An 18,139-nucleotide genomic window follows, 5' to 3' on the forward strand; every position below is an offset into this window, starting at 1 on the left:
CATCGTGCTTCGTACACCCATGCACACGTTCGCCTTGGAAGCGGATCGTCCGGCAACGGCTCGCCCAGAATCGGCGTGCAGCAACAGCGGCCGGAGATCGCCATGTCGGATGAAAAGACCGAGAAGCCGACCGAAAAGAAACTGCAGGATGCGCGCAGGGATGGGGAAGTCCCGATCAGCCCGGATGTCACTGCCGCTGCGGTGCTGCTGGCCGCGCTGTTGGTGCTGAAACTGGCAGGCAGCTATTTTGTCGAACACCTGCGTGCATTGATGTCGATCGGTTTCGATTTCACCGCCAATACGCGCGATGCCACCGCCTTGCACCGTGCGCTCGGTCGCATCGGCATCCAGGGCGTGTTGCTGACGCTGCCCTTCGTGGCGGCCTGCCTGGCCGCGGGATTGATCGGCACCTTTGTGCAGACCGGGCTCAATGCCTCGCTCAAACCGGTCACGCCCAAGTTCGATTCGCTCAACCCCGTCAACGGCGTCAAAAAACTCTTTTCGTTACGCAGTCTCATCAACCTTCTGAAGCTGGGCATCAAGGCGGCCGTGATCGGCGTGGTGCTGTGGTATGGCCTTCGTGCACTCATGCCGACCATCATCGGGCTCGCCTACCAGCCAACGGCCGACATCGCCCAGATCGGCTGGCGCGCACTGGGCATTCTATGCGCCCTGGCGGTGCTGGTGTTCGTGCTGGTCGGCGCGGCGGATTGGAGCGTGCAGCATTGGCTGTTCATTCGCGACAAGCGCATGAGCAAGGACGAGCAGAAGCGCGAACACAAAGAGAGCGAAGGCGACCCGGAAGTAAAGGGAAAACGCAAGGAATTCGCCAAGGAACTGGTCTTCGGCGACCCGCGCGAGCGTGTTGCCAAGGCCAAGGTAATGGTCGTCAACCCGACCCATTACGCCGTCGCGCTCGCCTACGAACCGGACGGCTTCGGTCTGCCGCAGGTGGTTGCCAAGGGCGTGGACGACGGTGCGCTGGAACTGCGTGCCTATGCGCACAACCAGGGCATTCCGATCGTGGCGAACCCGCCGTTGGCGCGTGCGCTGCATGCGGTCGAACTGGGCGAGGCGGTTCCCGAATCGCTGTTCGAAACGGTAGCGGTGGTGCTGCGCTGGGTCGATGAGCTGGGCCGCGACAACGATGACGGCAGCGGTCCGCTGCCCTGCTAGGAGATGGCATGCGCCTGACACGGTATTTCTCATACACCGGTGAGGTGGCGATCGCCGCCTTGGTGGTGGCGGTCATCGGCTTGATGATCCTGCCGCTGCCCACCCCGCTCATCGATACGCTGCTGGGCATCAACATCACCTTGAGCGTGGTGCTGCTGATGGTCACGATGTATGTGCCCGACTCGATCTCGCTGTCGTCGTTTCCCTCGTTGCTGCTGTTCACCACACTGCTGCGGCTGTCGTTGAACATCGCATCGACAAAATCGATCCTGCTGCATGCCGAGGCTGGCCACATCATCGAGAGCTTCGGCGAGCTGGTGGTCGGCGGCAACCTGGTGGTGGGCCTGGTGGTGTTTCTGATCATCACCACGGTGCAGTTCATCGTGATCGCCAAGGGCTCCGAGCGCGTGGCGGAAGTCGGTGCGCGCTTCACCCTGGATGCGATGCCCGGCAAGCAGATGAGCATCGATGCCGACCTGCGTGGCGGCAACCTGACCGCGGACGAAGCACGCCGCAAACGCGCGCGGCTGGCCATCGAGAGTCAACTGCACGGCGGCATGGATGGCGCCATGAAATTCGTCAAGGGCGACGCCATCGCCGGCCTGGTGATCACCATGGTGAACATCCTGGCCGGCATCGTGGTGGGCGTGACCTACCACGGCATGAGCGCAGGCGAGGCGGCCAACCGCTTTGCGATCCTGTCGGTCGGCGATGCAATGGTGTCGCAGATCGCCTCGCTGCTGATCTCGGTGGCGGCCGGCGTCATGATCACCCGCGTGGCCAACGAGAACGAGGCCAAGATCAGCTCGCTCGGGCTCGACATCGGCCGCCAGCTCACCAGCAATGCCCGCGCCTTGCTGGCAGCCAGCGTCCTGCTGGCCTGCTTTGCGTTCGTTCCGGGATTTCCGGCACTGCTGTTCCTGTTGCTGGCGGCGGCCGTGGGCGCTGGCGGCTATACGATCTGGCGCAAGCAGCGCGATGTCAGCGGTACCGATCAGCCCACGCTGCCATCGACCAGCCGCAAGGGCGCCAAGGGCGATGCGCCGCATATCCGCAAGAGCGCGCCGGATTTCGCCTCGCCCCTGTCGATGCGGCTGTCGCCGCAACTGGCCGCGCGGCTCGACCCGGCGCTGCTGGATCAGGCGATCGAAAGCGAGCGCCGGCAATTGGTGGAGCTGTTGGGCCTGCCGTTTCCGGGCATTGCGATCTGGCAGAGCGAATCACTGCAGGACATGCAATACGAAGTGTTGATCCACGATGTGCCGGAAACCCGCAGCGCGTTGAGCGATACGGCGGACATGCCGAAAGCGCTGGCCCAGCAAGCCATCGCGCCGCTGCATGCACGCGCGCATCTGTTCGTCGGCATCCAGGAAACGCAGTGGATGCTGGAACAGGTGGGCGCGGACTATCCCGGGCTGGTTGCAGAGGTCAACAAGGCCATGCCCGCCCAGCGCATCGCCGATGTGTTGCGGCGGCTGCTGGAAGAACGCATCCCGGTGCGCAACATCAAGAGCATCCTGGAGAGCCTGGTGGTGTGGGGACCGAAGGAAAAGGATCTGCTGATGCTGACCGAGTATGTGCGCTGCGATCTCGGCCGCTATCTTGCGCACACCGCGACCGCAGGCACCGGACAGCTACCTGCGGTGATGCTCGACCACGCGGTGGAACAGTTGATCCGGCAGTCGATTCGCGCCACACCGGCCGGCAATTTCCTGGCGCTGCCACCGGAGCAGGCCAATCAGCTCGTCGAGCAGGTGGAACGCATCGTCGGAGATCAGGCGCGGCATCCACTGGCAGTGGTCGCCTCGATGGACGTGCGGCGTTATGTGCGCCGCATGATCGAGGCACGCCTGAACTGGCTGGAGGTGTATTCGTTCCAGGAACTGGGCGCAGAGGTGCAGCTGCAGCCGATCGGCAGAGTGGTGGCCTGATGCGCAAGCCACCGGTCCGCCACGTGCGCATCCTGCCGATTGCCGGCGCACCGCTGCAGCCGCACGCAGCGGCAGCGCCGGCGCGTGCCACGCAACGTGTCAGCTTCCTGCAACTGCGCCGACGCCTGAGCAGCGTGCTGGCCGGATTGCCGGACACGGTCTTGCCGGAGGATGGCGACGACGATCCGACGCTGCCGGAAGTGGTGGATGCTGCCAGCGACGATCACGGACCCGCAGCGCTGCCAAGCGCAACGCCCTGCCTGGATGACGGCAATCGTCGACAGATCGCCCGAGGCGATGACGGCGACGCACTGGGTCGGCAGATCGCCACCGAGTGGATCCGCACCCAACGCGCGCAGCTGGCCATCAACCACATCGCGCTGCGGGTGGCCGAGTTTTGCAACGCCACGCCGGTACGCGGCGCAGGTATCTGGGAAGCTTGGCTGGAGATCAACCACGACATCCTGCCGCAGACCACGCTGTTCTTGCGCCTTTCGCCAGACCAGCTATCGCTTCGCTTCGACAGCGGCTCGCCGGAGACGCGCGAGGTACTTTTGAATGGAAGAAAACATTTGGATACTGCATTGAAGGCTGCGCTCAGCGACACGCTTCAGATCAGCATCGAGGTCGTCTAGCGCTGCATCTGCAGCAGACCAGCCATAGCGAGGGACGCCGTGTTGTCAACAGAGCCGAGCCTGACGTCGCCGGCACGCGACTTGTCGCAGGCGCTGACCCACGTGCCCGCCGTGCGTGCGCAGCTGGGCAGAGTGCTGTGCGATCCGCGTGCCGCACAGCGTTGCGGCTACACCGCGCAACGCCGCGGCATCCGGGCTGCGGATGCCGCGCGCCTGCAGTTGCAATTCGACAGCGGCAACCTGGAGTTGCGGATCGCGGCACGCGACGGCCTGGCGCTGCTGTTGAACGAAGCCGATGACGCACTGCGTGTGGCGATCGCCGGTGTGCTGTTGAGTGATGATCTGCGTGCCCTGGAACCACTGGGACTAGGCGCTGCCGAGGTCGTCACCTTCGAGCGCTGTGCGGATGCAGTCGATCGCCTCGATATCGGCATCACGCTGGGCGGCATCGACGCAATCGCAGAAACCGCCAGCCCGCTGCTGCTTGCCGCGCTGCAAACGGCAAGCGCTGCGCTGGCCCAGCCATCGCCACTGCCGGCCTGGCTGAGCGCACTGCGGGTGACCACGCGCCTGCGTATCGGCCAGCGCACGGCAGCGGCGGCGTTGCTGGAATCGCTACGCCCAGGCGATGTCCTGCTGCACGTGCTTGCCACGGCTCCCGTGCGCAGCGGCGAGCTGCTCTGGGGCATCCCTGGAGGCGCGGTGTTGCGCGCTCCGGTACGCCTGACCCTGCAACAGATGATTCTGGAGACCGCCCCCACCATGCAGCACGATATGCCCGCGTCCGACTCCTCATCGTCCGCCACCGATGTGGCGGCACTGGAACTGCCCGTACAGCTGGAAGTGGACCAGCTTGCGCTGTCTCTGTCGGTGCTGTCGGGCTTGCAGCCCGGCCAGATCCTCGAGCTGTCGGTGCCGGTGGATCAGGCCGACATCCGCCTGGTCGTCTACGGCCAGACCATCGGCATCGGCAGGTTGCTGGCGGTGGGCGAACATCTCGGCGTGCAGATCCTCAGCATGTCGGAGACTGCGCATGCAGATGCCTGATGTCGGCTCGCTGCTGCTGGTGGTCATCATGCTGGGGCTGCTGCCCTTCGCAGCGATGGTGGTCACCTCCTACACCAAGATCGTGGTCGTGCTCGGCTTGCTGCGCAATGCCATCGGCGTGCAGCAGGTGCCGCCGAACATGGTGCTCAACGGCGTCGCGTTGCTGGTGTCGTGCTTTGTGATGGCGCCGGTGGGCATGGAAGCGTTCAAGGCCGCGCAGAATTACAGTCCCGGTGCCGACAACAGCCGTGTGGTGGTATTGCTCGATGCCTGCCGCGAACCGTTTCGGCAGTTCCTGCTCAAGCACACCCGCGAGCGCGAGAAAGCCTTTTTCATTCGCTCGGCGCAGCAGATCTGGCCCAAGGACAAGGCCGATACGCTCAAGCCGGACGACCTCCTCGTGCTGGCACCGGCATTCACGCTGAGCGAGCTGACCGAGGCGTTCCGCATCGGATTCCTGCTGTATCTGGTCTTCATCGTGATCGATCTGGTGGTGGCCAATGCGTTGATGGCGATGGGCCTTTCGCAGGTGACGCCGACCAACGTGGCCATTCCATTCAAACTGCTGTTGTTCGTGGCGCTGGATGGCTGGTCCATGCTGATCCACGGCCTGGTCCTGAGTTATCGGTGACGCCATGGACCATGACGATCTGGTGCGATTCACTTCCGAAGCCTTGTTGCTGTGCCTCAAGGTGTCGTTGCCGGTGGTCGGCGTGGCCGCAGTGGCCGGGCTGCTGATCGCCTTCATCCAGGCAGTGATGTCGCTGCAGGATGCCTCGATTTCGTTCGCGCTCAAGCTGGTGGTGGTGGTGGCTGCCATTGCAGTCACTGCGCCCTGGGGCGCCTCGGCGATCATGCAGTTCGGTCAGGCGCTGATGCAGGCGGCCTTTCCATGATCCGGCGCATTTCGCCAGGCGCTGTACCGCCGTCGCTGCCGAGCGCGCCCGGCGCATCGCACCACCACGCCGATGCGCCGCAAGCTGGCGTGCAGTCGCCGGCGGACTCGGCACATCATCCCCCCCGTCTGCGCCCCGCTCCGCCGCGCAAGCGGCGACGCGGCATGCGCTCGCTGGATGGCATGGACGACGAACGCGACGCCACCGAACTGGAAGAAGCCGAAGCGGCACGCGTCTCGGCGCTACGCGGCCGGGTCAGCATCGCAATCGCTCAGCCACAGGGCCAGGGGCAACGCCAGGATGATCAGCATGGCGAGGGCGGCAATGCGCAGGCCGGCGATCCGCAGGCGGGGAGAGGGCAAAGCGCTTCGCCGGTGCATCTGGACGACAGTGTGCGTGCGAGTGTCGACGGCGTTCTCGACCGCTACGCGACGACACGCGCCGCCGACCCGACGGTCAGGCGACGCGCGCTTGCCGTTGCGCTTGTCGAACTGCGCGCTATCGGCATTGCCCATCCTGCCGCAGCACAGTTGACGACCATGGTCTGGAGGTTGATGCGCGAGCATCTGCGCTCCGGCACCGCGAGCACCGCTGCGGAAAACCTGCAGGCGTTACGGAAGCTTCTGGTGGAGCTGGTGGCGGCGCAACCGGAGCCATCGCCAGCGCTGCGCAATTTCCATCTACTGCTTCCGTTGGTGCTGCTCAACGCGGAAAAACCACGTAAACGCCTTGATCGTGCCGGCGCCATCACACGTTTGAACACACTGCTGATTGAGCATCAGGAGCGGACCGCTCAGGAGATTCGCGCATGACCATGCAACTTCGCGTGCTGACGGGAATCCATGCCGGCGCACGATTAGATTTGCAGCCAGGCAGCTATACGTTGGGCGCCGATCCCCAAGCCGAAATCCGGATCGAAGATTGGCCTGATTGTTCGCTCATCATCGAGGTGGATGCAGATGGTCAAGTGCGTTATCGCAGCGACGCGTTGCCGACGACAGCGTTTGTTGCGCTGCATCCGGTGCGCTTTGGTCCGTTGGTGCTCTGCATCGGCGAGGCTGCGGCCGATTGGCCGGACGATGTTGCGCTGCTGGAGCAGCTACTGTCGCCCGCCGCGACGCCCGCAGCGCCTTCGCCACGCAGGTCCAGGCGCAACGCACTGCGTGCAGTGGTGGGCGCCATGCTAGCGCTGGCCGCCGCGGCACTGTTGCCCTCCCTGCTCCCGGCGTTTCTCTCCGATGCGGCTCCCCCACGCAGCCAGGACAACCAGCTCAATCAGGTGCGATTCGTGCTCAAACAGCTGGGCTTGCGCGAAGCGCGCGTGGAGCAGGTCGGCTCGCGCGTGCGGGTCGAGGGCCTGGTGACAAGCAGCGCGGATGCGGCACGCCTGCGCGCACAACTGCATCGCTATCAACATGCGGTCACCGTCGATGTGGTGGTGGTGGATGAGGTATTGGCAACCCTGCGCGATACCTTGGCCGACCGCGACCTGAGCGTGCGTTACGACGGCCAGGGCGTTTTCTCCATTGCCGGCAGCAGCGACAACGCAGAGCGCGCGATCCGGCGGATCGCCGATCTGCGCAGCGATCTGGGCCCGGAAATCCGCAAGCTGCACGTGGATATCGCCCAGCAGGACCCGTCCGTGAAAACGCCCGCCAACTACGATGCCGCGTTGCTCGTCGACGGACTGCATTACGTGGAGACCCCGGACGGCACCAAGCACTTGACCTCCACCACTTACTGAGTTAATCCAACGAGGATCGGTCATGTTTGAATCCATCACTGAAAGCATCGCCCATGACATGGGTGCCTTGATCAAGGTCAAATCCGAAGATGCCAGCGGCGAGCGCCTGGCAAGGATTGTCGATGCGCTGGATAACACAAGACAGCAGGTGCAGGTGCAGTGGATGGCCGCAACCGACGCTGCAGATCGCACCCGGCTTTCGACACTGCACGAAGGCTTCAATGCCGCCCATGCGCTGGTCTCGCACATCGCGGCGGCTGCCTGACCCAATCCCTGCTAGTGAAGCAAGCAGGGTTTCCCGCGCCAACGGCGCTTCTCAAAAGAAATAGGAGATCAACATGTCACTTCTTGAAGGCATCAACAGAGGCGGATCAGCCAAGGACCTTCTGAGCAACACGTTCAAGGACAAGTTTGATAGTGAAATAAGCAGCATGGGTCAGTCCAGCCAGGCAAACTCCTTCATGGGCGGTGTAGGCGACTCAGTCTCAACGACCATCAAAAGCAATAACTATGTCAGCCGCGAGATGAATGCATTGAACTTGAATGCCTCGTTGAACAATGTAATCAGAAAGTTCGGGGAGACGATGAAAGACGCGACACGTTAAGACAAAAATGGTTCATCACCTGCGCAGGCCCGCCCAGACGGGTCTGCGCAACCGACAGCGGTTAGGCAATGGCTTCGGCACGATTCGAAACCCTGGCTGCGGAACTGTGCGATGTGCTTGGCCTGCCGGATGTGCAGGAGCTGCTCGAGCACCGCACGATCCAGATAGACGGATTCGAGGTCTATCTGCACATGCCGGAGCCACAGTCCGAGGAGGAAGCGCAGGAAGAAGCGCTTTACCTACGCATCTCCTACGGCCTTGCTCCTGCGGGACGCACCCTGACGGTCTTCCGGCTGCTGCTGGAAGCCAACCTGTCGGTATATGCACAGGACCAGGCGCAACTCGGATTGAACGATGCCGGCGTGATCGTGCTGGTCGTGCGCGTTCCGCTGGACGACGACGTCGACGGCGCCTGGATCTGCGATCTGCTCGCCCATTACGCCGAGCATGGCCGTTACTGGAACAACAACATCTTCATTGCACACGACGAAATGTTCGAAGGAATCGCAACGGGAAACTATCTGTGGCTACGCGCGTGAGGTGCCCGGCTTTGCCTGCATGCCGATGGTGTTAGCCAGACATGCACGACTGCGCAGCACGCTGCCGGCGCCTTGCGCATCCGCTGCGCTGTATCGCATCGCTACGCTGCCGCGCGGTTATTTCCCCACCGCAGGATTTCGTCCGCCATTCATCTCTTGCAAGGACACTCGCCAATGAATCTCGCCATTCCCTCACATACCACTGCGAGCTTACAGCCGTCCTCATTCTCCCCTTCGGAGCAGCAAGCCCTCACCGCGGTGATCATGAGCATGCTGGCGTACTGCATGCAACGCCTGCTCAGCGACATGATGCAGCCACAGGATCAGCCGTCCAGTGATGGTCAACCAACGACCACCCCCAATCCGACACCGTCTATGCCGCCATCGAACCCGCCGTGTTCCACCAACCCCGGCGGGCAACACGGCAGCGGCAGTGGTGCCGGCAATGGCAATGGCAATGGCAACAACGGTGGCAACGGCAGCAACACATCCGGAACGGGAACGGGAACCGGCAACGGCGCATCGCCCACCAACCCGGGTCACTCGGCGACACCCACGCCCACCGACGGTGCTCACGGCACGCCAGGCCCGACCGGCACGCAAGCGCCACTGCCTCCCGGCAAGGTCGTCACCGCGCCACCCGGCATCCAGAACAAGCCCATCGTGGTGCACAAGGGCGAGGTGTTCGACGGCAAGGGCCAGCTATACGTCGGCGGCCCTTGCCTGGGCAAAGGCGATCAGGACGAGCACCAGCAGCCGCTGTTCATCGTCGAGGACGGCGGCAGTCTCTGTAATGTCCACATGACTGGCGGCGGCGACGGTGTGCATTTCATGGCCAGCGGCAAGATGGTCAACTGCGTCAACGAGGATGTCAGCGAGGATGCCGTCACCATCGATGGGCAGGGCAACCGTGAGCATGATGCGGGGATTGCCGGTTGCAGCCCGGAGGTCAGCGGCAGGCCGAAGGTCGAAATCATCAATTGCACGTTCAAGAACGCCGCAGACAAGGTTGTGCAGGACAACGGCGCTGCCGACGTGGTGATGTCGGGCGACACCGTCGAGGGTGCCAGCAAGGTCTTCCGCACCAACGGTGGGCATGCCGATATCGACTCGCACCTTCAGGTCGAGAATTGCGAGTTCAACCAGGTCAAGGAAGCGGTGTTCCGGACCGACGCGCCCGGCGCGACGGTAACGCTGGCAAACCTGAAGACCGATGCGCCCAACGAGGCGATTGTGCTGGACGCTTCCCAGGCGATAGGTGCGACACGTATCGGCCACAAGGCCTACAGCGGCTGATCGCGCGCGCTGCACCGTCGCCGCGCGTCGATCGCGCCCGGCAGATGCATGGTTGCCGCATCTGCCGGGCGTCAGTGCCCGCCGTCGTAGGCGATGACCGCAGACCGACCACCATCGTTGCGACGCCTGCGCGGCACGCACTGCGTCGCGGTAAGCAGACACTGCTGCCATGTGCAAACGGGCCGCTCGCCCTGTTCGGCTTTACAGCAGCGGCGAGCACAGTCGGACGCGAACCGCCACACGCGAGAGATCGACCTTGACCCGCATTCGCCCCTCCACCGTGACAGTCGGGCTGCCTGGCAACAGCCACAGCACCGCGCATGCAGGTACGCCCTCGCCACACAAGCAGGCCCATCACCGACTGCATCAACTGGATGGGCCCGCGGCCGAGTCCGAAGCACGTGCGGCAGAAATGAATGTGGCCGCACGGGTACATCGCTACACCGTAGCTGCTTCCGACACCGGACAGGGCACGCCTGCGCCGCGCGAGACAGGCAGGCTGCGCGGCGTGCGCAAGTCGTTGCAGAGGCTCGCCCGGCTCGCCGGCACGGCGGTGGGCATCGCCCGGCAGGCCACTCCCGACCACACGCGCCTGCTGCGCTACCAGGGCACGTCTGCGCAGCCTGCACCACCCGCTCGATCGGAACCGGGCGACTGGCACGCACTGGCTCCCTTGCAGACAGCGACATTCGCCGCCTCGCAACGGCTGAGCGATGCACGGATCGCCGTGCGCAAGGCCGCAGCGCTGCAGCGCCTGGTGCAGCTGCATCTCGATCGCCTGGAGCAGGACACCGGCTTGCATGCCAGACGCGCACCGCGCCTGGCCAACCGTGCCAACGAGACCCGCAAACGCCAACAGGTGCTGGCCACCTGGAACGCGCTGCTACGCAAACACATCGCCGATTGCAGCGAGCGCCTGGCGCACACCGAGCAACAGCTGCAGCAGCAACTGGACCAACTGACGGCCATGCCCGCGCCTGCGGCAAGCGATCGTCGACCGCGCCTGCGCGACATGCTCAAGCACGAAGCCGCGCTGGATCGCATCCGCAAGCTGCACGAGCACGCGCGCCATCTGTCCGCCCTGCGCGAGAAACAGCAGGCCTCGCTGCAGCGCCTGCAAGTGCGCGCCGCCAGCCTCGACACCACCTTGGCGCAGGCGCTGCAGTCTGCGCACATCGTAGCTGGCGACCTGTTCGAGACCGCTGCGCACGCCGACGAGCTGCGTGCATTGTTGCCGGCGCTGGCGGGTCTGACGCACTCGCTCGCGCAGGAGGTCGACACCGCAGCGGCCGACGATCTGCGCGCCAGCCAGGCGCTACTGGCCGCATCGGACGCACTGATTACCGCGCAGATCGCGCAGACCGCATCCAGCGCAACCGAGGCCGCCGCGGCCACCGCATTGCGCAAGCGCTTGTCGACATGGGCGAGCGGGCTCTCCACCACGCGTTTCGGAGACCAGGCGGTGCCTGCAGCGGGCATCGTGGCCATCGCGCTTGGCGCGCTGCGCTCGGCAGTGGCCGGTGTGCTCGGCGACAACCGCGCTGACGCGGCGGCGCTGCTGCTTGCCACCTTCGACCATGTCCACAACAGCAGCTGGAGCGCGCTGATCCCTGCCGATCCGCAACAGCACGATGCCCAACAGGGCGCGACGATGGGCGAGCACGCCGGGATTCCTCGCGCAGCGATCGAGGCGGCGACGACGCGCTGGCTGGAGACCCTGGCGCGCGTGCCGCGCGGCCGCCAGGTGCTCGGCCAGTTGATCCAGGCACGCCACGAGCGTGCCGCCGACCCGGGCCGCCAGGACATCGCGCGCATCGCATTACGGGCCGATGCGCTGCTGCGCGCCACGCCTGTGGACGATGCCGCCACGCGGTGCTGGCTGAGCGATGCACGGCGCGCGGCCGGAAGTGCCCTGCACGCGGCCGACCCGGCGCAGGCGCTGCAGACCTGCAGCAGCGACGAACGCGCGGCCTACCATGCGCTGCGCAACGGCTACGAGTCGCGTGCTCCCGACTCGGCGTATGCGCGCGCAAACGCCCACCTGCAGGCATTCGGCGAGGCGGTGCGCACGGCCACCTCGCCCCATCCTGCAGGCGCACACGCGAGCGCTCCCAATCCACTGCATGCCTTGTCGGAGGGGCTGGAGGTCGCATCGGCCACCGCACTGCCGACACCGCGTCGACGCACCAACCTGACCCTGGAACACGCCTGCGCTGCCTTGATCGGCTACCTGGGCGCATTGCACGCCGCCCGGCCGCAGGGCTGTGTGCCATCGCAGGCCGAGTTGCACTGGCAGGCGGCTGCCGAGCTGCTGCAGTGGGTCGATGAGGACGTGGACCGCAGCGGCATGGTCTTCGATGCCGCCACCCTGGCACGCATCGCCGAACGTGCGGCGGTGCTGCACGACCACCATCAGGCACAGGCATCCAGCATGCCGGGCGGTGCAGCGGTGCAGGCAGCGCCACCGGAAGGATTGCAGCGTGCCTGGGAGCAGGTGCGAAGCGGCCGCTGCACCGCGCCAGCCGCGTTCGATCTATTGCGCACCTGCCTGTCTACCGTGCGGGCGGAGCACGCAGAGCAAGCGGCCGAGCTGCAAGCAAGCGATGCCTCGCCACAGGCCGCCTTGTGGCTCGCACATGCGGATGACTGCCTGGCGCATTTCGACACCGCCATCGACAAGACCTTGCAGTTGGCCAAGCAGACCGGTGCCGGCGCCCTGGCCCACCCCGAGGCATTGCTGGACCTGCTGCGCGACATGCTCTCGCACCTGGAATGGCGCGACCGCTGGCGGATGACCTGCCAACGGACCTGGGGCGCCAATCTCGCACCGCTTTCGGCGGCAGCTGCCGTTGCAGGATCTGCGTTCGGCCTGGGCGCGCGACTGATCGCCAGCATGCAGTGCAATCGCGATGCCTCGCTGGAGTTCTACATGGGACGTACCGGCCTGTACCTGCAGATCAGTCGCCAATCCGCGACGCAGCGCCAGCTCGGTGCGGGCCTGACTGCCGGCTATGGCATCGCTGTGGACAGTGCCTACGCAGCAGCCGGCGTGTCGGCCGCCGTGGACTGGCGCTATCGGCGCGAGGTCGGTGTGGAAGACGGCCTGCAGATCCGTATCCCCCGGCTGGGCAAGGGCCGCGAACCGGCGCTGTTGCAGGCGTTTTTGCGCATGCTGGAGCATCTGGTGCGCCGCGCAGCACCCGATCATCCAGAGCAGCCACACGGCGCGGACTGGATGCATGCGTTGCTGGCCGAGCATCCGGAGGCCAGCGTCGGACTGATCGACCAGGCCGCACGCGTCAGCCAGGGAACCGAATGCAGCGCCAGCGTCAGCGCCGGCCTGCGCGCAGGCGATACACACGGCCGTCGTGCGGGCGGCTCGCTCGGGCTCGGCATCAAAGCGCGCCAGGACCTCGGCTGGACGTCGACGACCGTGGCCGGCTACATGACTACGCAGTATTGCGACGCCACCGCCGCACGCCGGGTGGAAGCGGCCGCACGCCTGACGGCCGGCGTACAACTGGCACTTGCCCAGCAACGCCGCGAAGGTGCATCGGCGACGCCTGCAGCCAGCACCACGGTCTCGGCAATCGAAGCCGGCTATGTCGCCGAAGTGAGCGCGGACGTGGCCACCGCGTTCTGCACGCTGTTCCAGTTCGGCGGCGAAATCGATGCGGCCCGCAGCGACCGCGCAACCGATTTCGCGCAATTCGCCGCGTTCGAACGCCTGGTCCGCACCCAGTGGGAGCGCTGGGCCGACTACGGCCTGGTCAAGCTGGGCAACGATGTCGACCAGACCTTGCAACCGGTGCTGGCAGAGCTGCAACTGGAGCAGTTCATGCAGCAGGCCAGGCGTTTTGCCGATGGCAACGCGCTGGCCGCACTGTTTGCGGACGAGGCATTACGCAGCGCCGCTGCGCCGTTGCTGGACGTGCACCGGGCACTTGCACTGGTGGCGCAGGACGCGGGTGACCACGCGCGTGCACTCGCCGAGCGCACGGCCTTCGATGCGTTGCTGCAGCAGCCCGCCGTGTGGGAGCCGACCTTGCTGCTGGTCCGCGAGAAGGCGAAACTGACCGAAGAACGTGGCGTGGACTTCATCGTCAAGCGTCAGCGCAACCGCATCGCCGAGGCCATGCGCACGGTCGGTCAATGGCCGGCGTACGAAGCGGTCCCGCGCGCCGCAGCGCCCACTCCCACTCCCACTACTCGCGGGTAAGCCGCGCGCCAGGCCGGCACCGGGAGCATCAGCGAGCGACAGACGCAGCGGCGGCTGCGTCTGTCTTAGCGGCGTGCAATCCGCCAGTGGCTCATCCGCGCGATCGATCGCTCACGGCCGGCCGCTTTCCCACTGGCGCAGTTTCTCGCTCTCGTGCAACGCGTCCCTGAGCGTCGTCAACTCGGTATCCAGTGTCGCGGTGAGGTCGTTGCGTGGCACTCCGCTGAACATCGCCTTCTGCCCGGCGTGCAGCGCATCGCGCACCGTGTCGATGGTCGCAATCGAGGGGGACTGCGTGCCGATTTCCGCGCGCAATGTCTCCAGGGCTTCGCGCAACCTCCCCGCCTGCGGCCCCGGTGCAGGCGCAAGCCGCTCTCCCTCTTCCAGGGCACGCGCAATCTGCGCCGGTGTCGGCGCCGAAAACAGCGCGATCGCCTCGTCGATGGGCTCGGCCAGCGCCTGAAGCGTGCGTTCGATGGTGCGTTGATGATTGGCCGCGGTAACGGCACGTTCCTGATCCAGTCGCGTCGCCTGGGTGGTATTGGCGCCGTTCTTGGCCTTCAGCGCATTCCAGACCGTATCGTTGAACAGGGTCTGCACCGCCTGCTGCACGACCGTGGCGGTGGAATTGGCGGCTTCGCCCGCAACGCTGCCGTTTTCGTTGCCGCCGCGCAACGGCGCAGCGATCAGGCGGCCGGCCCCGAGCGAGGCGAAATTGGCCAGCACGTTGCTGAGCATGTGACGGCCCAGCACATCGCGTAGCGCAGTGGTGATCGCGTTGGTGGTGCTCAAGGCCTGCCTGGCCAACGCCAGGCCTTCTTTCCCGGTCTCCAGCAGATAGTTGGGGGGAAAACGCACAGCATCGGACCATTGCGCCGGCCGACGCGTCTTGTCCGGCAACGCCAGCGAAAACAGATTCAGCCGCTGCTGTCCGCCCAGCAGGTCGGGCACGCGCATCTGGCCGGTGCGCGCCACCGCCTTGCCGGTTTCGAGCATCGCCTTCTGCACCACCCCTGCCCCGCCAATGGCGAGCGCGCTCAACCCCAGTTGGCCGGCCGGCGTGCGCGTGCCCGGGTCGTCGGAGGTTCGCCGCGCCGCGTTGAATCCTGCGTTGATCGTCGGCTTGAGCAACAAGGTGTCCAGGGACTTGTCGTCCAACGTCGATTGCCACTGGGTGATGCCCTGGCGGAGGTCGTAGGTCTGCGCCTTGAGCTCGGCAAGCGTGGGTGCGTTGCCCTCGCCCGGGCGCGTGAAACGCTTGGTTCCGTCGGTGATTTCCAGCACGGCCGGCGGCGGATCGGGCACCAGGATTTTCGGGTCGATGGTCTGAAAACGCGGCAAGTTCGCAACGCGCGCGCGCCGGTCCATTGCCGGGATCAGCAACGTATCGCTGGCATAGGACACCACGCCCGCCACCGCACCGGACAGCGTTGACGTACTCAGCGTCTCCGATCCGGGCGGGCGCGAGTTGTCGTAGGCGGCGCCCGCGGCAAGACCGAACGGAGTCCGCATCGAGCCGATGACGAAGGCTCTGAGACACTCGTAGGCGATCGGCCACGCTGCCTTTGCGCCTGCCGTCTTCATATCGCCGACAACCTGGTATCCGGCATCCGGTCCGAACGCGGTGATGCGTTCATCCACGCGCGCGTCCGCCCATTCCAGATACGCGGCCTGCAGCGCCTCCTGCTCCTCCGACGGCGCTGCAAATGGCAGTTTGTCCAGGCGTGCGCGTATCTGCCCCTTCAAGTCAGCGGCTGTCGACGCACTGCGCTGCGCATAGGTCGCTGCAACGGCAGGCGCGGCAGGCGCGTCCGATACATCGCTGACCGAGGACCCGGGGCTTAGCGGCGGAGTGTAAAACGCTGCATCCGTCAGCTCCGAAGAATGCGACGACTGCGAGGACTCCGAGCGATGGGATGCGCCATGCGAGGACTCGGCATGACTTGCGTCGGTCGTCGCGCGACGTGGAAACGCTGCGCGACGACCGCGCAACATCGGGCCTGGAGAGCGTAAGCCCGCAAGCGGCCCGGCTGGAGGCCGCGTCTGCGGTGATGCAGCGGCCTCCTCGGCCTGCGTTGGCTGTGTGGGGGCAGGCGAGGTTGCGCGGCTGCTGGAAGAGGCCCCAATGTCGCTGGTGAGCTTCATGAGGCCACCTCCGCCGGGCTGCCGGCCTGCGTCACCAGCGCGTCCAGCACCACACGGGCGACCACTTGCCCGCGCTCCAGCGCGGTGGCCACGGCATCGGGCGTGCGCTCGAGCAACAGCGGGCAGACACACAGCAGCCCAAGATCCGAGAGCGTGAGCCGCCATCCATAGTGCGTCAGTAATTGTTCCTGCAGCGCCAGCAGCGTCACCACCTCATCGCCGCCGAGCTCGCGTGCGGCCAGTGGCAGGATCACTTCCGGGAAGGCCGTCATTTCGCCCTGCTGCACCTGCGTGTGGACACGGCACAGCATGCCCGCAGGGCCAAGGATGGTTTCTCCTTCACCAAGTCGCTGCGCAAGCTCGTCGGGCAACCCAAGACGGACCGCCAGGCTGGTGAAAAATGCGTCGTTCGCTGTGTGGAGTTTTCCCAATTCCGACATTTTCCGAAATCCTCGAGAAAGTAGGCGATGAGTACCGATACACCATTCCGGTAGGACAAAGTCTCCGGTACGGGACGCATACCTGGGCAAAGCCCTGCGAAAGACTCTTGCCGTGCGCGAAGATGTCCTGCCGAAAAACGTGCAACCGAGACCTGGATCAAGTGCACCGCACTCCGAAGCAATGCGAGATCACGTTGCACACCACGGGTCCGGGATTAAGTCGCTTACACCCCGGACATTCGCATCGATATGCTCGACTTCGCGATGCAGGTCGCAAAAATGGGTCAGCGTGCTGCATTGTTTCCGCCCATAGCGGCCACCCGAAACATCAGACGTGGATTCGCTATCGAGCGTTGCGCTTCACCCTATTTCATCAATACAAGCGAGTGGTATTCATGAAGGTTTCTTCCGCACCCCAGACAGCACGTTCCTACAATAACCATGTAGTGAATTCACCGAGCGACGAAAGGCAAAGCAGGCCAACCACAAAAACCGATGGACCGCTTGCACAACTCCAGGGACGTTCCGCTCCGAAGAGATATCGCACCGCTCCTAAGCCTGCTCAATCGTCCGCACAGGCTCAGCAAATGCGGCCACTTGGCATGCCGCCATTCCACGCAGGCACCTGCAACGATTGCGGTCTTCATACGATTGCGGCACTGACCGGGCTTCCTGAGGCGCATGTGGTCAACGGGCTGGGTCTGACACAAGAAAATATTCAATACATTAGCCAGCATGGCATGACGCCCGACCAATTTACCTGGGCAATCAGCAGATTCGAAAATGGCAGTGTCAAACACCAGCGCGGATCGCCGGAAGACCTTGCCAGTGCACTGCATCAGCTTCCAGACTACGAAAAGATTGCGATCGGCATGGAGCGTCATTCAGGCATCGGACACCTGGTTGCTGCGATGCGCCAAGGTGAAAAGCTGGTCATCTGGGATCGCCAGGTCAGCCATGTAACAGAAGTGCGAACGAGAGAGGAGTTATTGAATTATTTCAATAGCAATAATGTGTCAAGTGTTCAAACGTGGTCCCGTCAGTGATCCCCAGTAGTCCGTAGCTATTCGCAGGCAACTGGTAAAAATCCTCTGCCACACCCTGCTGCAGGGCTGCAGCCCAAGCGCTCAGCCCTGCATTGATCCGGCCGTTCACCTTATCAGGTAGGCAAGGATAATGCCCTTCGGGCAGGCTATGCCAGTGGCGATGATCGATAGATAATCAAATTGCCGCTGCGCTTGCATACAAGAGTTTATGCTTGACCAGGAGACAGTGGTTTCGCACGCTGAGCCGCCCCTGGCCTCCGATGCTCGCATCATGCAGCGTACCGAATGCCACCAATAGGCATGGCCGCTCCTCATACATCACCCCGCAACAGCACGTAGATCGCGCTGGACAAAGAGGTCTGGCATGACGACTCGTCCTCTCATGACCATCAGGCGGGATGATCCGCAGTCCGCTTTCCG

At 64.6% G+C, this 18,139-nt stretch carries 16 protein-coding genes; 14 read left to right on the forward strand and 2 right to left on the reverse strand.

Annotation, left to right across the window (positions count from 1 at the left end; translation table 11 throughout):
• Positions 1–102: 102 nt before the first annotated feature.
• From sctU to xopZ, 13 genes are all read left to right on the forward strand, one after another.
• A complete protein-coding gene (sctU, locus tag AC1KVG_RS07865; protein ID WP_176340740.1) occupies positions 103–1,176 on the forward strand; it encodes a type III secretion system export apparatus subunit SctU in 1,074 nt (357 codons plus the stop codon).
• Positions 1,177–1,184: 8 nt separating this feature from the next.
• Entirely contained in the window at positions 1,185–3,107 is a 1,923-nt protein-coding gene (locus AC1KVG_RS07870) for an FHIPEP family type III secretion protein (protein WP_481094025.1), read from the forward strand.
• Positions 3,107–3,742 (forward strand): type III secretion system protein SctP, encoded by a 636-nt coding sequence (gene sctP, locus AC1KVG_RS07875; protein WP_481094026.1) that lies wholly within the window; start codon positions 3,107–3,109, stop codon positions 3,740–3,742. The genes AC1KVG_RS07870 and sctP overlap by 1 nt, the downstream gene beginning before the upstream one ends.
• Positions 3,743–3,835: 93 nt before the next feature.
• On the forward strand, positions 3,836–4,789 hold the full coding sequence (sctQ, locus tag AC1KVG_RS07880; RefSeq protein ID WP_481094111.1) for a type III secretion system cytoplasmic ring protein SctQ: 954 nt from the start codon (positions 3,836–3,838) through the stop codon (positions 4,787–4,789).
• A complete protein-coding gene (sctR, locus tag AC1KVG_RS07885; RefSeq protein ID WP_006451038.1) occupies positions 4,776–5,420 on the forward strand; it encodes a type III secretion system export apparatus subunit SctR in 645 nt (214 codons plus the stop codon). Before sctQ ends, sctR begins: the two co-directional genes overlap by 14 nt.
• Positions 5,421–5,424: 4 nt before the next feature.
• A complete protein-coding gene (sctS, locus tag AC1KVG_RS07890; RefSeq protein ID WP_005994479.1) occupies positions 5,425–5,685 on the forward strand; it encodes a type III secretion system export apparatus subunit SctS in 261 nt (86 codons plus the stop codon).
• Entirely contained in the window at positions 5,682–6,497 is an 816-nt protein-coding gene (locus AC1KVG_RS07895) for a 4-hydroxyphenylacetate catabolism regulator HpaA (protein ID WP_481094027.1), read from the forward strand. Before sctS ends, AC1KVG_RS07895 begins: the two co-directional genes overlap by 4 nt.
• The gene (hrpD5, locus tag AC1KVG_RS07900) at positions 6,494–7,429 is read left to right on the forward strand and encodes an HrpD5 family protein (RefSeq protein WP_481094028.1); all 936 of its coding nucleotides are present in this window, start codon (positions 6,494–6,496) and stop codon (positions 7,427–7,429) included. Before AC1KVG_RS07895 ends, hrpD5 begins: the two co-directional genes overlap by 4 nt.
• Positions 7,430–7,451: 22 nt before the next feature.
• Positions 7,452–7,694 (forward strand): HrpD6 family protein, encoded by a 243-nt coding sequence (gene hrpD6, locus AC1KVG_RS07905; protein WP_104646823.1) that lies wholly within the window; start codon positions 7,452–7,454, stop codon positions 7,692–7,694.
• 73 nt (positions 7,695–7,767) lie between these two features.
• Entirely contained in the window at positions 7,768–8,034 is a 267-nt protein-coding gene (locus tag AC1KVG_RS07910; RefSeq protein ID WP_102583247.1) for a hypothetical protein, read from the forward strand.
• A gap of 68 nt (positions 8,035–8,102) precedes the next feature.
• Positions 8,103–8,573 (forward strand): CesT family type III secretion system chaperone, encoded by a 471-nt coding sequence (locus tag AC1KVG_RS07915; protein WP_115037430.1) that lies wholly within the window; start codon positions 8,103–8,105, stop codon positions 8,571–8,573.
• A 270-nt stretch (positions 8,574–8,843) separates the two neighbouring features.
• Positions 8,844–9,869, forward strand: a complete 1,026-nt coding sequence (locus AC1KVG_RS07920) for a pectate lyase (RefSeq protein WP_481094112.1) — start codon at positions 8,844–8,846, stop codon at positions 9,867–9,869.
• A gap of 256 nt (positions 9,870–10,125) precedes the next feature.
• Entirely contained in the window at positions 10,126–14,088 is a 3,963-nt protein-coding gene (gene xopZ, locus AC1KVG_RS07925; RefSeq protein ID WP_481094029.1) for a XopZ family type III secretion system effector, read from the forward strand.
• A gap of 111 nt (positions 14,089–14,199) precedes the next feature.
• Here the strand turns inward: xopZ and xopF1 are convergent, their stop codons facing one another.
• Positions 14,200–16,233: a type III secretion system effector XopF1 gene (gene xopF1, locus AC1KVG_RS07930; RefSeq protein ID WP_481094030.1), complete on the reverse strand. Its 2,034-nt coding sequence runs from the start codon at positions 16,231–16,233 to the stop codon at positions 14,200–14,202.
• Positions 16,230–16,673 (reverse strand): Hpa3 family type III secretion system protein, encoded by a 444-nt coding sequence (hap3, locus tag AC1KVG_RS07935; protein WP_481094031.1) that lies wholly within the window; start codon positions 16,671–16,673, stop codon positions 16,230–16,232. Before hap3 ends, xopF1 begins: the two co-directional genes overlap by 4 nt.
• A 395-nt stretch (positions 16,674–17,068) precedes the next feature.
• Here hap3 and AC1KVG_RS07940 point away from each other — a divergent pair, with 395 nt between their 5' ends.
• On the forward strand, positions 17,069–17,719 hold the full coding sequence (locus AC1KVG_RS07940) for a hypothetical protein (RefSeq protein WP_481094032.1): 651 nt from the start codon (positions 17,069–17,071) through the stop codon (positions 17,717–17,719).
• Positions 17,720–18,139 lie beyond the last annotated feature (420 nt).

The organism is Xanthomonas sp. NCPPB 3959, assembly GCF_056675575.1.